Source organism: Psychrobacter sp. PSP, assembly GCF_024085615.1.
Classification (GTDB): domain Bacteria; phylum Pseudomonadota; class Gammaproteobacteria; order Pseudomonadales; family Moraxellaceae; genus Psychrobacter; species Psychrobacter pacificensis.
Map to the genome: position 1 here is coordinate 1 of NZ_JABLTF010000017.1, position 19,170 is coordinate 19,170.

Sequence of the window (19,170 nt, forward strand, 5' to 3'; positions counted from 1 at the left end):
TTCATGAGTATATGCATTATTACAATAATGAGCGTATTCAACTCAAACTAAAAGGACTGAGCCCTGTGCAGTACAGAACTCAGTCCTTGGTATAAACTAAACCGTCCAAGTTTCGGGGGTCAGTTCAACATGCTGGGGCTTTTTATTTTTATCATATCTGCTTGATTATTAAATCTACTTACAAGATAAACATGCTCACTCAAATATGATTATTCAACATCAAATCTGTCTACGACTGCCTGCCATATTCGCGCGCTCACCTCATCAGTACTGCCTGACGCATCGATACGCTGGATACGTTCAGGATGCGAGCTTGCAAGTTGACTAAAACCGGTATGTACCCAAGTAAAAAACGCCATTGCCTGCTGCTCAAAGCGATCTGCTGCGCTGCGCTTATTGGCGCGTGCCATGCCCTCTGCTACAGGTAAATCAAGCCATAAAGTCAGCTCAGGCAACTGCGTCACAAACTGCTCGATCAGCGTCTCAATTTTGGTCAGCATCGCTTTATCGCCATGTCCGCGTCCAAAACCCTGATACGCAATAGTAGAGTCCGTAAACCTGTCACAAATAACCCATGTGCCACGTTGTAGCGCAGGCAGGATGACTTGCTGCATATGATCACAGCGTGCTGCAAATAATAATAAAAGCTCTGTATCATCCTCAATTTCAGTTGCAGGATCTAGCAATATATCGCGCAGTCGCTCAGCAAACGGACTACCACCCGGCTCGCGCGTACGAAGGTAGTGAATACCGTTTTTCTCTAGTTGCAAGCATAGCTGTTCAATCGCCGTGGTTTTCCCGACGCCTTCCGTTCCTTCAAAACTAATAAACCGCCCTGCAATAGGTGCGGTCGTCGTTTGTGAAGCATTTGATTCCGGTAGCGTGGACGATGCTGTACTCGTTTGTGCGGATGGCGCGTTGGTCTGTATAGATACTGACATGATATGACCTTATGTCATCGGTGAGCGCTATCGTTAGATTATAGCGCTCAATAAACGATACGTTTTATAAGAGATAAAGAAGTGCTTTATTGCGGCGGTGTTTGAGATTTTTTCTCGCGCATGACGCTCAGATAGTCTTTTACCGCTTGGTTGTGCTCAGCCAAGCTATTGGTAAATTTGTGTCCGCCGTTACCAGTTGCCACAAAGTAAAGGGCGTCGCTATCGGCAGGATGCAAGGTGGCTTCGATAGACGCAGCAGATGGCAGCGCGATTGGCGTTGGCGGTAAGCCATCAATCTGATAGGTATTATAAGACGTTTTTTCATCGATGTCTTTGCGGCGGATATTACCATCATAACGGCTACCCATACCATAAATGATGGTCGGATCGGTCTGCATACGCATGTTTTTAACCAAGCGATTTCTAAACACGGCAGAGACTAGCGGACGCTCTTCTGGTACGCTGGTTTCTTTTTCGATGATAGATGCCATTACTAGTGCTTCGTAAGGGCTATTATAAGGTAGGTCAGGCGCACGGTTTTCCCACGCATCAGTCAGCGCTTTTTGCTGGCTTTTATATAGGTCCGTGAGCACTTTTTTATCGCTCGTCCCTTCACCATAATAATAGGTATCGGGCGCAAACCACCCTTCAAGATTATGATTGACGATAGGATCACTACTGTTGGTCACGTTATCTGGCAATATACCAGCCAAATCTAACGCTTGTGCAATGCTGGCATTATCACTGTCTGCGGTCAGCACTTCTTTTTCGATATTGTCATTATCACGCAGCGCTTGATAGAGGTCTTTTGAGGTTTTGCCTTCGATGATTTGCACCTTTACCATAGCTGCTTTTGCGCCCTGCTCTAATATTTGCAATGCCTCAGCAATGGTTGGATTTTCCGGCAATTGATAAATGCCTGCATGCAAAGGCGCATCGACTTGCGACTTAATATATAGCTTGGCTACGCTGGCCGAAAATAGCGGAATTTGATTTTGCCACTGCGGCAATAGGCCATAATACGTCTGACCTTGCTCAATCGTGACCATTTGCTGCGGCTGCTCGATACGACCAAACAAGGTCTGATACACCATGACTAAGAAAAATGCAGCAATGAGCCCTAGCACCAGCAATACTTGATAACCGCGCTGCATAAAAAATGAGGGATTGTTGACTTTATATTGACGCGGTTTGCTGTTGCCACTGATCAGTGAGACATTGGTCGCTGGCGTGTCTTGCACCCTATCTACCACTGGTTGCGCGTCCGGTAGCGTGGTGTCTACACGCTCCTCGACTGTGCCATCTTGCTTATTCGATGGCGACTTATTGGGACGTTCAGGTGGTGTATTGGGTGTGGGCTTGCTCATGGCAACTCGCGAGGCAGATGTTTGCTAGAATTTAGCACTGAACCGTACGATTTTCAATGGTATTTCATTGTTACTTATCCTTTTAGCTTTCCTTAACTTGAGTGAATATCCACTCTATCCAACTTTTAACAGTAAGACACCTTCTTGAAAAAGTGCTAGAAGCTCTATTTAAATTTTCAATTTTACAAGCTTCAACAATATCTTGAACGTTTCCAATTGATAGTACACCTGCTTTACTTATGTATAAATCAAATACTTTGGAAAAAGGTTTAGATGAGAGAATGAGTTCTGCAAACCGAATTTGTTTTGTAGTGAGTGGCAACTGCATTATTTCTAAACCTAAATCAGTAAGATATACCATCCCTCTATCTATAGACACCAAGCCTAAATATCTTGCTGCGTTCGCATAGTAATCGGCTTGCCTATCAGTAAAATCGTAAATATCAGCTATTTCTCTCTTAGAAAAACCTCTTTCACTACTCTCATCAATATCTTCACTTAGATTACTAGAGTATTTTTTTACGAGCTCTTCACATAGATTCACGATCTTATTGAAATCGTCTGCTTGAGGGAAAGGTGCGTCTTGACTATTGAGTTGAGGTAGGGTTTTATTTAATAAGTTTTTCAAATATTCTAATGTCAATTCTTTAGTTATAATCGAATATCTACTTGAACTCAACAACCTAATCGACATAGGGTCATTTATATCCTCAAACAAGTATTCTCTAATGTAAAATATTCCATTAGAGTATGTGAGATAGATATTTTTGATATCTTTTGTAGACACTTTGTTTAACCAAGTCCTATAAGGATAATACAGCTGTCTAACTACAAAATCTCTTGAAAGCACGTTCTTAGCCTCTATAAGATAAATACTATCGTGACTTTCGTAACCAGCATCGATTTCTATTTGAGAACCTCTTACTTTAAAATCAAAAATCTTGTTTGGCTCTTCGATCTTAAAATCAAAATCACCTGATCCCATTCGACCGCTTATAGTGCTATATAGTTCATCCGCACCTGTAAAACTTGTTAAAATTGAACATAAATCAGCACAATATATAGCTGATGATTCAGTAGTAATCAGATTTGGATCTATTGTTTCAATAAATGACGGGAACTGCTTCTCTAGAACTACATCTGATCTTTTAGGAGTATCGTAATCTTCAAAGTTATGGAACATATCAAATCTTCCAATTTTATAGCCTCCTCTACTAATTGGCAAAATAGATAGCTTATTCTTTTTGAATATTTCTGGTAAGTCTTTTCTAGCATCAAACTTAGTCATAAGCCTAGCTTGTCTGAAATCGTTGATTCTTTTAGAATGTACAACGAATTCACCTTCAGCGTCTATCTTGTCCAAGAGACTATCTTCTTCGAATAATCTCTCCCAAGCTAGATCGTTCTTAGATTTATTCATAGCTAATAATTCCTTACCAATATCTCTTTAACCTCACCTCTTTTACTCCCCACAGAGTTAATACTCCTACTAGCGCCTACCTCAATTATCTCAAAGTCTTTATATAATTCTTTCATAAAGGCAGTAGCAGAGTTAGACAAAAGGAAATTAACACCCCTTTTATTTAGATTGATACAAGTATCTCTAAGCCTTACTTGTTCATCATCACCAAAACCGCCTTGAACGTATCCTGTAAAATTTGAGCTTTTCGAAACAGGATCATACGGTGGATCAAGATAAACAAAGGAGCCTTTACGTGCTCCCTTAACAGCTTCCTCAAAATCTCCATTACGCAATACAATATCATTATTCTGTAAGTAATTACTTACCGCTTGCAGAACAGTTTCGTTGATTATATTAGGGTTTTTATAACGCCCAAAAGGTGTATTAAACTCGCCTGAACTATTGACTCTATATAGTCCGTTGAAACAGGTCTTATTTAGATAAATAACACGAGATGCACGCTCTATCTTAGTTAACTCAACAAAACCTTCTTGCCTATCTAGAGCTCTTATCCGATAAAAGTACTCGGAGTTATTTTCATGAATAGCTAAGTGTTCAATAAGAGCATCTACATCATCTCTAATCGTTTCGTAAACATTGATTAATTCAGAGTTGTAATCATTGATCACTGCTTTTTTTGGTTGCATGTGCAGAAGTATTGCGCCACCACCCAAAAATGGCTCGTAGTAAGTAGATATACGGCTAGGAAGCAACGGCTCAATCTCAGTTATAAGTTGGCGTTTTCCACCTACCCACTTCAAGAAGGGCATGACTAATTTATTTTTCTTTGCCACTCTTAACCTCTTTTTCAAATGATTTATCATTAAATAATACCGACAAGCTGATATCAAAACTATCTGCAAAAACTTTGATATTTACTAAAGCAGGATTACGCTCACCACGTTCAACCATACCTATATATGTGCGATGAAAACCGGTTTTTTCGGCTAGCTGCTCTTGGCTCAAGTCATTTTTTTTACGCAACTGGCGTATTCTTTCACCGAAATCACATAGAACTTTTTCTTTCATATAAGGCACGCATATTAGTTTTTTTGTTTGACTCATGCTATATTTTGTATACAATAAGTCTACATACAATAAGTATCATAGAGGAAAGTAAGTTATGATAAGTATCGAAAATATGACTATTAATATTGAATTCAACTCAACGGCACCTAATGAATTATTAGATACTGAAGACTCTGTAGTAGTGAGAGATGAATTAGTAAATATGCTTCGCATCATTAGCGAAGATAAGAGATTTATTGGTCAAACTGTTGTTATTCCAGACGATTGCGGGCAGTATGGCTTTATACAGGGAGAATTTAATTTACCTGAGCTTCTTTACTTCTTAGCCGATATGCTGGAATAGACATGGAAAGTCATTCGTTTTTTAGTAGTACTAATTTAGATTTTAACTTACTGAAAGGTGACTGCTTAACAGTTATTCCTCATTTAGATAACAACATAGACATGGTCTTTGCCGACCCTCCATACTTCTTATCTAATGATGGTTTAACAGTCAAAAACGGTAAAGTCCAGTCAGTCAATAAAGGTCAGTGGGACAAGCTTGTCAGTGACAATGATGCTTATGTATTTACCTACGAGTGGCTTTTTGCTGTACGAGAGAAAATGGCAGATAATGCGACATTATGGGTCAGTGGTACACATCACAATATTTTTACTCTAGGTCGTATTTTGCCGCAGCTTGGTTTTAAAATACTCAATGTTATAACTTGGGAAAAAACCAATCCACCGCCTAATTTTTCTTGTCGGTTTTTCACTCATTCTACAGAGTTCATTATTTGGGCGAGGAAACATCCTAAAGTGCCACATTATTTCGATTACGACTTGATGAAACGACTCAATAACGATAAGCAAATGAAAGATGTGTGGCGCTTGCCAGCAATTGCTAAATGGGAAAAATCTTGTGGTAAGCACCCTACGCAAAAACCTTTGGCATTGTTGGCACAGATGATTTTAGCCTCTACTAAAAAAAATGCTTTGATACTTGACCCTTTCGCTGGATCTTCAACAACAGGTATCGCAGGTAATGTCTTAGAAAGACGTTTTATTGGTATTGAACAGGAAACAGAATATCTACAACTCAGCCAAGCGCGCTATGAAGACCTACAACATGAAGGGAGAAAAGAGTTTTTTAAACAACATTTCTATCGTTTATTAAATAAAGGAAATGACAACTAAACGGATTTAAAATCTACAACATCACCTGACAATAGCGTCAAATTACTCATCGGCATGATGCCACGCAGTGCATTACAAAAGAATAACCGCGTCAACCTAGGCAAGTCCTCATCTGATAACGACCGTATCACCACTGGATATTTTGTCGTGGACAAAGCATCAATGATCACCTGCCGCATCACACCAGCAACGCCCGATTGTTCCATGGAAGGGGTGTACCATTGACCTGTTGTTAGATAGCTCTCATGCTTGTTCTCAACACCTTCGTGGCCACTAGGGTGCGTTTCAGATTCGCATAAAGGCTCATCTGCTAACTGATAGAACACATTACTCATCGTACCTTCAACCCAATGACCACTCATATCACGTAGCAGTCCTTCACTGAGGCTCTTTGTAACGTTAGCCGCCAGTGGTTCAGCTTTTATACGCTGTAGCTCGCCACTGGCAAGGACATTATCTAGGCGGCTCAGGCTTTTGAGTCCTGCCAGCGATGGCGGCAGGCAGGCAATCTGTGAAGATAAACATATCGCCGAGGCATTCGGCTGCATGGGTACTAGATTGCCATCAGGTAATGACAGTACCACAGCCGTGGAGACTCTCATAACAGCCGGTTTTAGCCAGATCTCACAATCACTTCCTGATTCACTTGGTACATAGCCATAACCGCGAATGTCTTGTGCGGCGCGAGTCACCACGAGCTTGAGCATACCCTGCTCTAGCTGCTGGGCATATATTTTTAATACTGCCAGTAATTCCTCGCAGTCTATATCTAACTGCAAGGCGTCGGCATGGGAGATGAGCCGCTGATGATGGTAGTCTGCCCATAGGATGAGTCCGTCCATCACACCCATGGTCGTAAAAAATCCATCCGCATATGCTAGGCCGCGGTTGTCTGGCGACAGTGTCACCGCTTTGCTAGTTGCCGTATCGTCTTGTGGATATAGACATACCCAGCTGTTGGGCAGTGACGTCATGTCTAGCATCGCTTAGCTATTGTCTGTTTGGGCAGCGGATTTATTGATGACTAGCATACAGCTATAAAACTCACATTTTGCCAGTTCCACTTTCTGTCCGCCAATGACTCTGTTTTTGATGATTTGATTACTGAGCATATCAGCGACCATTTTGCCACCCTCATCACCCATCAGTCGGCGCGATAGTTGGTAGGCTTTTTTGGCATGGTCTTGGCTCAACTCTTTTTCTTTATCAGAATCGGTCGGATTGGCATAATACCAGCCAAGCTCAAGGTATTTTTCGGAGTCGATAATATCTAGATAAGGCGCGTCCGTCTTCATAAAGCGATATTTGGTGGCAGGATTACTGGCATAGTCTAGGCTATTTTCATCCGTACTTATTACTTTACCAAATGCTGACTTGATACTATCTAACTCATCGGTGCCAAGGGGCTCGCCCTTGTCAGCGTTCCATGCCGAGACATCGTATTTTACTGGTGTACCTTGTTGGGCGGTCGCGCCATCTAGATCAGGATTATCCCCAGCGCTGTTCTCTACAGGAGCCTCGGCCACAGCCTGCTCGCTGCTCTCAGCGTTTGTCTCTGGATTTTGAGCATCCTCTTTGGTGCTATCACAGCCGCCAAGCGTCACACTAACTGCCATTATCGTACCGACTAGAAGAGTCTGAAGGTTATGATTCCACATGGATAATTTACTCACACTTTTAGATTGATCTTAAAAGAATATTAACGAGCTGGCCCACAAGCCACCGATAACAAAGGATTTTTTAATAAAGAATGTATGTAATAAAAGTTATAACCTAACAGTCATTAGAGCATATTATACTAATTAACATATAATCGATAGTTTACCCAACTGCTCAGCGCTTGACTACCTTTTAGGTTACACATAACGTTCCCAGAGGGTACATATTTGTTAAATATATCACTCATCAAACTCTGCCCGATATAAGGCTTATGAAGTGAGCCATTGGTTTGTCAATCATCATTTTATCGCTTATGATAAATGGCCGTAAGCGATGCATTTTTAATGATGTCTTGCCTCTTTTAGCCAATGGACCCTTTATGACCCAACACTTCATCGTTATTGGCAACCCGATTGCCCACAGCAAATCCCCTGAAATTCATGCGCAGTTTGCCTTACAGGCTGGTATTGATATTCGCTATCAGCGCCAGTATTGCCCTGACGATGCTGCCAGTTTTACAGCGGTCATTGAGGCGTTTTTTCATGGTGGCGGTATGGGTGCTAATGTGACCGTACCCTTTAAGCAAGTCGCTTATGACTGCTGTGCGGCGCGCGGCGGCTTGTCAGAGCATGCCAAAACAGCAGGCGCGGTCAATACCCTCATGATAAATGAGGCGCTACTACAACAAGGCGCGTCGATAAAAGAGGCCATATACGGCGATAATACGGACGGACAAGGGCTCGTCAATCACATAACACGCTTAGGTTGGCCACTGGACGGTGCTCGCGTTGCCCTGATTGGCGCAGGCGGCGCGGCACGCGGTGTCATACTACCGCTGATTCAATCAGGTATTGGCTCACTGACTATTGCCAATCGCACCGTGAGTAAAGCGGTAGATTTGGTGGATGAGCTGAGCGCAGCAAGTTCGGTGATTGCAGCGCAGCAGATTCAGACCTGTGCCACCAAGGATTTGAGCGGCACGTTTGATATGATTATCAATGCCACATCTATTGGCTTATCAGGCGATAAACTGCCGCTGGATGATGCTCTACACTGTCAATACGCTTATGACATGATGTATGGGCGCGACCTACCCTTTTTGCAGCATTTCGCGGCGCGTGATGCCCAAACGTCTGAAGGTTACGGCATGCTCATCGGACAAGCAGCATTGAGTTTTGAGCGCTGGACTGGTCATACAGTTGATGTCTCAAAAGCAACAGAAGCACTGAATCAAAATACTTAATGGAACTCTTAATCAGCAGCATCAAACTGCTGCTTTTTATTCACTAAAGCGCAGCAGCAGCCAATCCTCCAAACGCCGCAGTGGCTCACGCAATCGTGTAGAGTGGATGGCCAAACCACCGCTCAGACCAATCACACAGCCAAGTGCCGTATCAATCATGCGTGTATGAATGACATCTCCTGCCACTGGCGGCACCGGCATCGTGCTGCCGTACTCTGCGATAAATATCGTCAAGGGTGTAATAAAAATCACCGCCAGCCCATAATGCCGGTCGACAAACGACTCAATCAATAGCATCATACATAATATAGCCACGGCGACACCCCATCTCGATAGCCCCCAAGACAGCATCCAACTGGCAACCACCATACCAACCAACGTACCCAATATACGATGCAATTGCTTGATCCACATGGTTCGCAGCTGGATGCCTTGAATAATAATAAAGCAGCTCATTGCCACCCAATATGGATAAGGCATGTCTAATAAAACTGCTATTACCAACGCCAGACTGATGAAACTTACGACAATGAGGCTATCACTGATCATATCTGGCTCATAATGATAACTAGGCGCAGGGGCAATAGGACGTGTGGCGAGCAAAAACAGTGTATACAGTAGCGCGAGCAACATCGAAGATCCGCTACCCAATAACACAAGCCCTATCGCTGAGAGCACTCGATCTAACGGGACAGGAATAAACAGCGCGATTGCCCCAGCCATCAATGTAAATAGCCCTGCTGGTGGTGGCTGCTTATAATAACGACCCAACATCACCACGCTAAGCGCAACAAGCATAAAGAAAGGCAGCCTGAGTATAGGTAATTGCTGCGCCATCAAACCCAGCGCAAAGCTGAGTATCATGGCAAACCCCCAAGCCATCACTGTCACTAGCCGATAAGGTAATCCGCCCACCAATGGCAGGTTTAAAATAATCATTGACCCTAGCGACGCTTTGATTCCAGCAGATAAGTCACCAAAGTAAGCGCCCACAAATACTGGAAAACTGATCGCAATCGCAGCAACAATAGGCATATGCCAGGGTCTTCGGCTACGATTGACGGTTAGTAAATGCCCAAGTTCACCATCAATGAGCCCCTTAATACGCGTGAATAGCGCGGTCAACCAAGAGGTTTGTTTGTGTAATTTTGACTCACTCATAGAGGGTCTGCCTTATTTATAGTCAATCAATATTAAAAGTGGTACAAGGCAGACGAGTGCAAGTACTACAGTAGTAGGCTAAACGAGTCTAACGCTGTAACACTTTAATAGTGGTTCGACTATATTATGTCTATTACTCTTCGGTCTTCTGCTTATCATCAATCATCTATAACAGATGATCTTTGAGCATATCCAGCACATATATCAGCCACTTCATAAAACTAAAATTAATTAATTAAGGTAAAAGTCATGAATAATAGTTATGAATTGTATATTTATTGGTCTATAAGATTTATAATCATATCAACGCAATAATAGCTGACGCTCAACAAGGACGTCCTAAAACCCTTCACAATGGACTCGCTGTTTATTACTAGCACTCATAACAACAGATATAGTATCTATCTCGATTAAAATAATGACACATCGCTGACATGACTTTTGACTCAAATACTGCGTCGTAAGTCTATGATAGCGAACCAACCAAAGAGAGCGATTATGTTAACTTACAAAGCACCTTTACGTGACATCAAATTTTTGATTAATGATGTATTTGATTACCAAACGCATTATAAAAGCCTAGACAATGGCGAAAACGCGGATCCTGAAACCATAGATATGATCCTACAGGGTATGGCAGATTTTGCTGAAAACGTCCTTGCTCCTATCTATCAATCAGGCGATGAAGAAGGCTGTCATTTTGAAAATGGCGAAGTCACCACACCAAAGGGCTTTAAGGAAGCTTATGACCAATTTGTAGAAGGCGGCTGGCAAGGTATCTCGTATCCTGAACAGTACGGCGGAATGAACCTACCCACATCAATCAACTTAATCAAAGCTGAAATGATCGGCACGGCCAACTGGCCGTGGGCGATGTACTCTGGCCTCTCAACTGGTTGTATCAACACGCTGCTTCAGTATGGTACAGATGAGCAAAAAGACCTTTATCTACCAAAGCTGGTCGAAGGCTCATGGTCAGGTACGATGTGTTTGACCGAGCCTCAATGTGGTACCGACTTGGGTCAGGTAAAGTCAAAAGCCACCCCGCAGGATGACGGTACCTACAAAATCAGTGGCACCAAAATCTTCATCTCAAGTGGTGAGCATGATCTAACGGACAATATCATTCATATTGTTTTAGCACGCCTACCAAATGCGCCAGAGGGTACACGCGGTATCTCGCTATTTATCGTACCAAAATTCACGCCGAATGCTGAAGGCGAATCTGGCGAGCGCAATGCTGTTGTTTGCGGTTCAATCGAGCACAAAATGGGTATCAACTCGTCTTCTACCTGTGTGTTGAACTTCGATGGTGCTACTGGCTACCTAATTGGCGAACCGCACAAAGGCCTAAAAGCGATGTTTACCTTTATGAATACTGCTCGTATCGGTACAGGTATCCAAGGTTTGGCACATACGGAGCTATCTTTCCAAAATGCATTGCCCTATGCCAAAGAACGCCGCTCTATGCGCACCCTTTCTGGTACCAAAGATCCTGAAAAAGTAGCTGATGCGATCATCCACCACGCTGACGTACGCCGTATGCTATTGACGCAAAAAGCCTTTGCTGAAGGCGGTCGCTCAATGCTTTATCATTCAGCACGCTATGCGGACAAAATGTCACAAGGCATCGCCAATGGCGATGAAGAAGAGTTTGAAAAATGGGATGACAAGCTAGGTTTTTATACCCCCATCCTAAAAGGCTTCTTGACTGAGCTTGGTATCGAAGCGGCCAAACACGGTCAGCAAGTCTATGGCGGCCACGGCTATATCAAAGAATGGGGTATGGAGCTGATTGCTCGTGATGCTCGTATCGCGACCATGTACGAAGGAACCACGGGCGTACAGGCGTTAGATTTGCTCGGTCGTAAGGTCATCTTGCAATCTAAAGGTAAAATCATCCGTGACTATACCTCAAGCATCATGAAATGGTGCGGCGAGTATGCCCTTGATAAAGACATGCGTAAATTTGTTTGGGCACTTACCAAGCTGTGCGCTGAGTGGAACACCTTGACAGTACGCTTGATGCTAATGGCTCGTAAAGACCGTGAAATCATCTCAGCCGCATCAGATGACTTCTTGATGTACTCAGGTTACGTCATGATGGGCTACCACTGGGCACGTATGGCAGCGGTCGCTTATGACAAGCTTGAAAATGGTGGCACAGAAGCACCAGAATTCTATAAAGCGAAAATTCAAACAGCCGAATTCTATTTTGACAAGCTGCTACCACGTACCTCTGGACATGCTGAATCCATGGTCGCACCAAGCAATAGCATGACAGAGATGGACAGCGAAAACTTTGCTTTTCTAGACTAACACTGTATTCATAATCCACAAAAAAGCGCCTATCATTTAGGCGCTTTTTTGTGTTTAACTGACCGTATTATGATTAAAGACTATCAAAAGCAACCTGTAATTTAAGAGTAAATAATGGTTTTACCTAACGATAAAAACACGGCTTTAGCTGCTCGATATATACGAGCATTGGTCATTAGTACCACGCTCGCCAGTATTGGCATCAGCAGTGCAGCGGCCAAAAGTAGCGATAGTACTCTACATTTTGCAAAAGGCGCTGTTACTAGCGTCGTCACTGGTAAACTCGCTCCTCATACCGATGAGCAGTGGTATCGTTTCGATGCTGCAAGTCAGCAATATGCCGTTATTAACATTTCACCACTTGCAGGTACGCCCGAGACTGCTAACGTCGGTGTATTGCATATGCCGGATGGTACCCAAGATGGCACCAAAGGCGGCATCATTTATCAAGGCTGCTTACCTAAAACGGGAAAATACCGACTCCGTATCGCACGTAATCTTATGGCCACTCATGGCAAAACAGCAGGCTACAAAGTTGAGGTCATGATACTACCAAAGGTTGCTAGTCAGTCTTTGTGCAAGCCCGCTTAACCATATACGTCTAACGCCTTCAAACAACAGTATTCAAAATATAAAATATAATAAGTCGCTTTGGAAAAGGTTAAAGCGTTTAACATTAACTACCTAGCATCTTCTTATGATATACCGCACTAATCTCTTCGACTTCTACGCATATTTGCAGTGCCGCACGACCTGATTGCTCGTCTCCGATCTTTTCTTCGATGGTAGCGACCAAGAGCTCAGCCAGCTGATTACGAGTCTCTATATCGCGGCCGCTCATCAGTTTTAGATTGGCATAGATAAACCCATTCGCTTGCTCATCATCTTCCACACCCACCAAAAACGTCTCAATAGGTAAGATACGTGTTTTGATATCTGCCGGCTTATCAAAATATCCACTGTCCCATAATGCTTTATTGAGCGACTTTAGCAATGATTCTTCGTGAGGGATACTGACATTGGGCGTGGCTTGAATGGTTAAATGCGGCATGAGGACATCCTTAAATAGAGAAAGTAATATATCAGTTGGCTTATCAGTTTACGCGCTCCGCCTCATCGCCGTAAAAGGTTTATTTGTATTATTCATCAGTAATCGCACTAAAATGCGCATCAAGTGTGTTGGCTAATTGCGCTGGTGGTAACTCAATCTCCAAACCGCGACGACCGCCACTGACATAGACCGTTGTCTGGTCTTGTGCGCTGCTATCTATGACTGTTTTTAGGCGCTTTTTTTGCCCGAGTGGACTGACGCCGCCCAACACATAGCCGGTACTACGTTCTACTTGCTTGGGATCTGCCATTTGTACTTTTTTGCAGGACAGCAATTTATTCGCGGATAAGGCTTTGGCCATTTTTTTAAAATTGAGGGTTTTATCTACTGGCAATATCGCAACCGCAAGGTCGCCAGTATCGGTCGATACCACCAAAGTTTTGAACACTTGCACTGCCGCCACGCCAAGCTTTTCTGCGGCTTCTAAACCAAAAGAGGCCGCATGACTGTCATGCGTGTATTCGTGTATGCGGTAATCAAGACCGCGTTTTTTGGCAAGGTCGATAGCTGGCGTCATAATATTACGGCTTAATAAAATAGAACTAAAGAATAGGCGTCATACGGATTAGATAGACATGGCATCAATATATTATTACGCCAAATATCGTAACTTTCAAATACTTGACCGTTTTATATCACTGCTCGCTTACTAGTGAGTAACCCAATAGTATTAATATTAGCAGTATATACAGACACTATATATCGCTTTAGTGGCTTTTATGGCATCATAAGCGCAACATATTTGACTATTTTTGATACTGATTATGATACCGAAGTTCCTAAAAAAACGGATTTTTAAAGCGCCAGTCAGCACTGACCGCACTTCTGAAACTGACGCGAGTCCAATCGTCACCAAGCCTTACGCTAACGCGCCGATCAATCAGCTGTATCGTAAACTATCGGGACAGCTACTCGATGTTGCTGTCAAACCGAAATTATTGGGTGAATTGCCTGATTTTGATAGCGACGAGCAGGTACTTAGATTTTATGTGCTACAGGATTATTCTCGCTCCAACAGTATTTTGATCGATTTGCAGACGCAAGAGCATAACTTGCCGCCTGCATTGGTTGGGGTCAATGACGCGGCTCACAATATCAAAGAAAATGCAGCCATCATATTTTTGAATCACCCAAGTGCCAAAGACAATCAGTTGTCTCCGCGCCTTTCTCGCTTAGTCTCTGCGGTATTGCAATATCCAGAGCTAAAGGTGCGCCTAGTACCCGTATCTATCCTGTGGGGACGCGCCCCTGAAAAAGAAGACTCGCTATTTAAACTATTAACCGCTGACAATTGGCAAGACCCGAGTATCAGCAAGCAGTTATTTAATATCGGCGTGATGGGCCGTGATACCTTTGTACAATTCCACCCACCCCAAGATTTGCGTACTATCATCAATGATAGCCTCAAAGGTGAAAGCGCGGGCCCTAACGTTTTTGACTCAGTTTCTAAAGACTCAGTTTCTAAAGACTCAGTTTCTAAAGACTCAGTTTCTAAAGACTCAGTTTCTAAAGACTCAGTTTCTAAAGACTCAGTTTCTAAAGACTCAGTTTCTAAAGACTCAGTTTCTAAAGACTTAGCTTCTAAAGACTTAGCTTCTAAAGACTTAGCTTCTAAAGATTTGGTTTCTGAGGATTCAAGTGCTAAAAGCTCACCTGCTACAGACTCACAAGATACTGAATCAGCAACGACGGATAATGATGTCAAAACTGATGCTGAAAAATCACCCAGCTATACGCTCGTGGCGGCTGCTGATGGCAATCGTGAACTCGTGCGGATGCTACAGCAGCAATTGACGATTTATTTAGACAAGCAGCGCGCCAGTATGCTGGGCCCTGATTTGTCAGATAGACGTAATTTGGTCGATAAACTGGTCTACTCGCCAGCGATTAAGCACGCAATAGAGCTGGAAGCTGCCGAAAAAGGCACCAGCGTACGCGACGCTCGTAGTCAAGCGCGAGGATACGCCAATGAGATGGTGAATGACTATTCTCATTCCATTATTCGTGGGTTTTATAAATTTTTAACGTGGTTATGGACACAGTTATATGACGGCGTGGAAGTCCATCATTTTGAGCGAGTACGTGACCTTGCGACCGATTATGAGCTGATTTATGTGCCGTGCCATCGCAGTCATGTTGATTATCTATTGTTGTCTTATGTCATCTATAAACGCGGTTTGAGTATCCCTTATGTCGCAGCAGGTGATAACTTAGATGTGCCAGTATTGGGACCGTTATTGCGCGGCGCTGTCGCTTTTTATATTCGTCGTAGCTTCCGTGGCAATGCCCTTTATACCGCCGTATTGCGTGAATATTTGCATACCCTTATCACGCGTAATACGCCGATCGAGTACTTCATTGAAGGTGGTCGCTCACGTTCAGGTCGCCTACTACCGCCCAAAATGGGTATGCTGGCGATGACGGTACATAGCCAGTTACGTCAAACCAATAAGCCTGTGGTGTTCATCCCAACTTATATTGGTTATGAGCGTATTATGGAAGGCGGCACTTATATCGGTGAGTTAAAGGGCAAACCAAAAGAATCAGAATCGTTGATTGGGCTACTCAAAGTGGGTCGTAAAATTGAGCGTATTTTTGGTAATGTACATCTAAGTTTTGGTACACCGCTGCATCTTAGCGATTTTATGACAAAGTTCGATGTCCCAGCCAACAGCTTACCGTCCGATCGCACCGACTCCCCACTCGATGAAAAAGCCAGTGCCATGGTCGATAACATCGGTGTAAAAGTCATGCAGCACATCAATAAAGCTGCCGTGATAACGCCTGTGTCGCTGCTATCATTGGTACTACTATCCGCACCGAAAGCGGCACTGGATGAAAACAGTTGCCGTGAGCAAATCGCTTTGTACCAAGGCCTTGCGCAACAGCTTCCTTATGCAGATGACACTGTCATCACAGATATGAGCCCGCAAGAAATCATTGATTATGGCATCAAGCTAAAACTCATAGAGCGTACGCCGCACATCTTGGGCGATATCATTCAGGTCGCTGGCAAGCAAGCGGCATTGCTCAGCTATTTCCGCAATAACATTCTACACGTCTTTATCTTGCTGTCTTTCTTATCAGCGCTAGTGGCACGTAATGGCCGTATCAAACGCAGTCGTTTAGATAGTATCGCTGAGCAGTTATACCCATTCTTGCAAGGTGAGCTGTTCTTATACTACCCAGCGCATGGTTTGGCGGAGACGCTCAATAAAAAAGTCGATAGTTTACTCTCTCATGGGTTGATTGTTGAGTTGGGTGATGACACGCTTAGTGTTCCTGAGTCTAATAGCAAGCGCTATCAACAGCTACAAGTACTGGCGACACCCGTTGGGCAAAGTCTTGAGCGTTATTTTATGACGCTTGCCCTACTCGCTCAGCAGGGCTCTGGTAATCTGACCGAAAGCGAAGTCGTTGACCTGTGCCATTTGCTTGGACAACGCTTGTCTGTACTGTATGCCGATGATATTCCTGACTTCTTTGATCGCGCATTATTTACTAGCTTTATCAGCGCTTTGACTCGTCTTGATTATCTACAAAAAGATGATGAAACGGGCATATTGACCTTTGACCATCGTATCAATGACATCGCCAGTCATGCCAAATATGTGCTGACGCCTGATATGATGCAAATCTTGCAGCAAGTCGCAAGTTTAAACGAAGAAGAAATCACTCGTGCTATTACTGAGATTAGTAATAAAAAGCAGCGTAAATTTGGGCGTAAGCGTTAATCGTTAGTCATGACTTTTAAACAATTAAGCTAAACAAAAAAGACCGCTATTGATTAGCGGTCTTTTTTTATGCAGTTCCAATATACCAAACAATGGTATTAGTTGGTGATTTTCTTATATTTAGCACGCTTAGGCGTGGCGTCATCACCCATTGTCTTTTTACGATAGGCTTCAAACTCACTGTAGTTGCCATCGAACCACACTGGGCCTTCTTCTTCAAACGCCAAGATGTGGGTGGCGATACGGTCAAGGAACCAGCGATCATGCGAGACCACCATGACCGTACCTGGGAATACTTGAATCGCATCCTCTAGCGCACGTAAGGTTTCAACGTCCAAGTCGTTCGAGGGTTCATCGAGTAGCAGTACGTTTGCGCCCTGCTTTAGGGTTTTTGCCAATTGCAAGCGGTTACGCTCACCACCTGATAATTGACCGACATGTTTCTGCTGGTCTGAGCCTTTGAAATTAAAGCGGCCGATGTACGCACGGCTTGGCGTGGTGTAGTCACCGACAGTAATCATGTCAAGACCGTCTGATACTTCTTCCCAGACGGTCTTTTTGTCGTCTAGGTTGTCACGCACCTGACCGACATAGGCAACCTTGACACTTTCGCCCAAATCAACCGAACCAGTATCTGGGGTATCACGCTCAGTAATCATGTTAAATAGCGTGGTTTTACCCGCACCATTTGGACCGATGATACCAACGATAGCACCCGCTGGGACATTGAAGCTTAGGTTTTCATACAATAAACGATCGCCAAACGACTTGGAGATGTTATTGACCTCGATAACTTTATTACCTAGACGCGGACCGGGCGGAATATAAATCTCTGAGGTCTCATTTCGCTGCTGGAATTCTTTTGAATTCAGCTCTTCAAAACGCTGTACGCGCGACTTAGACTTCGCTTGCTGACCCTTTTGATTTTTACGAATCCACTCAAGCTCTTTTTTCAGCGCTTTGGCAAACGACTCTTCTTGCTTCTGTTGTTCCTCTAAGCGCTTGTTTTTTTGCTCTAACCATTCAGTATAGTTACCTTCATACGGGTAGCCATAGCCTCGGTCAAGCTCCAAAATCCACTGCGCCACATTATCCAAGAAATAACGATCATGGGTAATGGCAACGATAGTGCCGCTATAGTTTTGCAAGAATTGCTCTAGCCATGCAACAGACTCGGCGTCCAAATGGTTGGTCGGTTCGTCAAGTAATAGCATGTCAGGGCGAGACAATAGTAGACGGCATAATGCCACACGGCGTTTTTCACCACCTGATAGCTTACTGACATCAGCATCCCAAGGCGGTAGACGTAGCGCGTCAGCGGCTTTCTCTAACTGGTTATTTAGATTGTGTGCATCCCATGACTGGATAATGTCTTCCATTTTGCCCTGCTCTTCAGCAAGTTTGTCAAAATCAGCATCCGGTTCCGCATACTCAGCATAGATTTGGTCTAAGCGCGCTAACGCATCTAACGCCTCACGCATGCCGTCCTCGACGTTGCCGCGCACATCTTTGCTGTCATCGAGTTGTGGCTCCTGCGGCAAGTAACCAACTTTGGTTCCTGTCTGCGCACGTGCTTCACCGCTGAACTCAGTATCCACACCCGCCATAATACGTAGCAAGGTCGACTTACCTGCCCCATTGATACCTAAGACACCAATTTTGGCACCCGGGAAAAAGGAGAGATTGATATTTTTTAGAATTTCGCGCTTAGGCGGAACAAGTTTTGACACGTTGTTCATCGTGTAGATATATTGAGCCATTAACACTCCGCTGGACTATATAAAAGAGGCGAGTAAAACCATTTTTATCAAAAAACTGAATAAAAACAGCGTTTATGACGCCTCAGAATAAAGAATATGAGTTTTCACTCATTATCGCATTGAAGCGCACCCCCTGCAAGCTGACAGGTTGTTTTACCCCTTGTTTTGCAGCTTTTGTCATAGAGTATCGCTGTTTCTGGATAAAAGC

Annotated in this window: 18 protein-coding genes; 7 read left to right on the forward strand and 11 right to left on the reverse strand. The window is 43.6% G+C overall.

Annotated elements, in window-relative coordinates; all coding sequences use genetic code 11:
- The coding region (locus HL061_RS07615) for an IS3 family transposase (protein ID WP_252962710.1) at window positions 1–95 on the forward strand (95 nt) is incomplete at its 5' end.
- A 114-nt stretch (window positions 96–209) separates the two neighbouring features.
- On the opposite strand, the gene tmk is transcribed toward HL061_RS07615, so the two are convergent.
- The 5 genes from tmk to HL061_RS07640 all read right to left on the reverse strand — a co-directional run bounded on the left by tmk (window position 210) and on the right by HL061_RS07640 (window position 4,799).
- Window positions 210–842, reverse strand: a complete 633-nt coding sequence (gene tmk, locus HL061_RS07620) for a dTMP kinase (protein ID WP_227674224.1) — start codon at window positions 840–842, stop codon at window positions 210–212.
- Between the two features lie 185 nt (window positions 843–1,027).
- Entirely contained in the window at window positions 1,028–2,308 is a 1,281-nt protein-coding gene (gene mltG / locus HL061_RS07625) for an endolytic transglycosylase MltG (RefSeq protein ID WP_093071433.1), read from the reverse strand.
- Between the two features lie 82 nt (window positions 2,309–2,390).
- The gene (locus HL061_RS07630) at window positions 2,391–3,728 is read right to left on the reverse strand and encodes a hypothetical protein (RefSeq protein ID WP_252962692.1); all 1,338 of its coding nucleotides are present in this window, start codon (window positions 3,726–3,728) and stop codon (window positions 2,391–2,393) included.
- A 2-nt stretch (window positions 3,729–3,730) separates the two neighbouring features.
- Window positions 3,731–4,564: a DNA adenine methylase gene (locus HL061_RS07635; protein WP_252962693.1), complete on the reverse strand. Its 834-nt coding sequence runs from the start codon at window positions 4,562–4,564 to the stop codon at window positions 3,731–3,733.
- A complete protein-coding gene (locus tag HL061_RS07640) occupies window positions 4,548–4,799 on the reverse strand; it encodes a helix-turn-helix transcriptional regulator (protein ID WP_238036089.1) in 252 nt (83 codons plus the stop codon). Before HL061_RS07640 ends, HL061_RS07635 begins: the two co-directional genes overlap by 17 nt.
- Before the next feature lie 94 nt (window positions 4,800–4,893).
- Between HL061_RS07640 and HL061_RS07645 the strand changes: the two genes are divergently transcribed.
- The gene (locus tag HL061_RS07645) at window positions 4,894–5,142 is read left to right on the forward strand and encodes a hypothetical protein (RefSeq protein WP_240365750.1); all 249 of its coding nucleotides are present in this window, start codon (window positions 4,894–4,896) and stop codon (window positions 5,140–5,142) included.
- A gap of 2 nt (window positions 5,143–5,144) precedes the next feature.
- Window positions 5,145–5,975, forward strand: coding sequence for a site-specific DNA-methyltransferase (locus HL061_RS07650; protein ID WP_252962694.1), 831 nt, complete (start codon window positions 5,145–5,147; stop codon window positions 5,973–5,975).
- On the opposite strand, the gene HL061_RS07655 is transcribed toward HL061_RS07650, so the two are convergent.
- Window positions 5,972–6,949 (reverse strand): aminotransferase class IV, encoded by a 978-nt coding sequence (locus HL061_RS07655; RefSeq protein ID WP_240365748.1) that lies wholly within the window; start codon window positions 6,947–6,949, stop codon window positions 5,972–5,974. The two genes, HL061_RS07650 and HL061_RS07655, sit on opposite strands and share 4 nt — an antisense overlap.
- 12 nt (window positions 6,950–6,961) lie before the next feature.
- Window positions 6,962–7,633: a hypothetical protein gene (locus HL061_RS07660; protein ID WP_186475448.1), complete on the reverse strand. Its 672-nt coding sequence runs from the start codon at window positions 7,631–7,633 to the stop codon at window positions 6,962–6,964.
- A 380-nt stretch (window positions 7,634–8,013) separates the two neighbouring features.
- On the opposite strand from HL061_RS07660, the gene aroE reads away from it, so the two are divergent.
- Complete coding sequence (gene aroE, locus HL061_RS07665; protein ID WP_252962695.1) at window positions 8,014–8,877, forward strand: shikimate dehydrogenase; 864 nt, start codon at window positions 8,014–8,016, stop codon at window positions 8,875–8,877.
- Window positions 8,878–8,913: 36 nt separating this feature from the next.
- Here aroE and HL061_RS07670 read toward each other — a convergent pair whose 3' ends face one another.
- A complete protein-coding gene (locus HL061_RS07670; protein ID WP_240365747.1) occupies window positions 8,914–10,038 on the reverse strand; it encodes an FUSC family protein in 1,125 nt (374 codons plus the stop codon).
- Between the two features lie 498 nt (window positions 10,039–10,536).
- Between HL061_RS07670 and HL061_RS07675 the strand changes: the two genes are divergently transcribed.
- Window positions 10,537–12,357 carry an acyl-CoA dehydrogenase C-terminal domain-containing protein gene (locus HL061_RS07675; RefSeq protein WP_093069833.1) on the forward strand — a complete coding sequence of 607 codons (1,821 nt, stop codon included), beginning with the start codon at window positions 10,537–10,539 and terminating at the stop codon, window positions 12,355–12,357.
- Between the two features lie 114 nt (window positions 12,358–12,471).
- Window positions 12,472–12,948, forward strand: coding sequence for a hypothetical protein (locus HL061_RS07680; protein ID WP_252962696.1), 477 nt, complete (start codon window positions 12,472–12,474; stop codon window positions 12,946–12,948).
- Window positions 12,949–13,033: 85 nt separating this feature from the next.
- On the opposite strand, the gene HL061_RS07685 is transcribed toward HL061_RS07680, so the two are convergent.
- Window positions 13,034–13,408 (reverse strand): 5-carboxymethyl-2-hydroxymuconate Delta-isomerase, encoded by a 375-nt coding sequence (locus tag HL061_RS07685; RefSeq protein WP_240365744.1) that lies wholly within the window; start codon window positions 13,406–13,408, stop codon window positions 13,034–13,036.
- Window positions 13,409–13,496: 88 nt separating this feature from the next.
- The gene (gene ybaK / locus HL061_RS07690; protein WP_058024885.1) at window positions 13,497–13,985 is read right to left on the reverse strand and encodes a Cys-tRNA(Pro) deacylase; all 489 of its coding nucleotides are present in this window, start codon (window positions 13,983–13,985) and stop codon (window positions 13,497–13,499) included.
- 247 nt (window positions 13,986–14,232) lie between these two features.
- Between ybaK and plsB the strand changes: the two genes are divergently transcribed.
- On the forward strand, window positions 14,233–17,202 hold the full coding sequence (gene plsB / locus HL061_RS07695) for a glycerol-3-phosphate 1-O-acyltransferase PlsB (protein ID WP_252962697.1): 2,970 nt from the start codon (window positions 14,233–14,235) through the stop codon (window positions 17,200–17,202).
- A gap of 98 nt (window positions 17,203–17,300) precedes the next feature.
- On the opposite strand, the gene ettA is transcribed toward plsB, so the two are convergent.
- Window positions 17,301–18,962: an energy-dependent translational throttle protein EttA gene (gene ettA / locus HL061_RS07700; protein WP_071002540.1), complete on the reverse strand. Its 1,662-nt coding sequence runs from the start codon at window positions 18,960–18,962 to the stop codon at window positions 17,301–17,303.
- Between the last annotated feature and the right edge of the window lie 208 nt (window positions 18,963–19,170).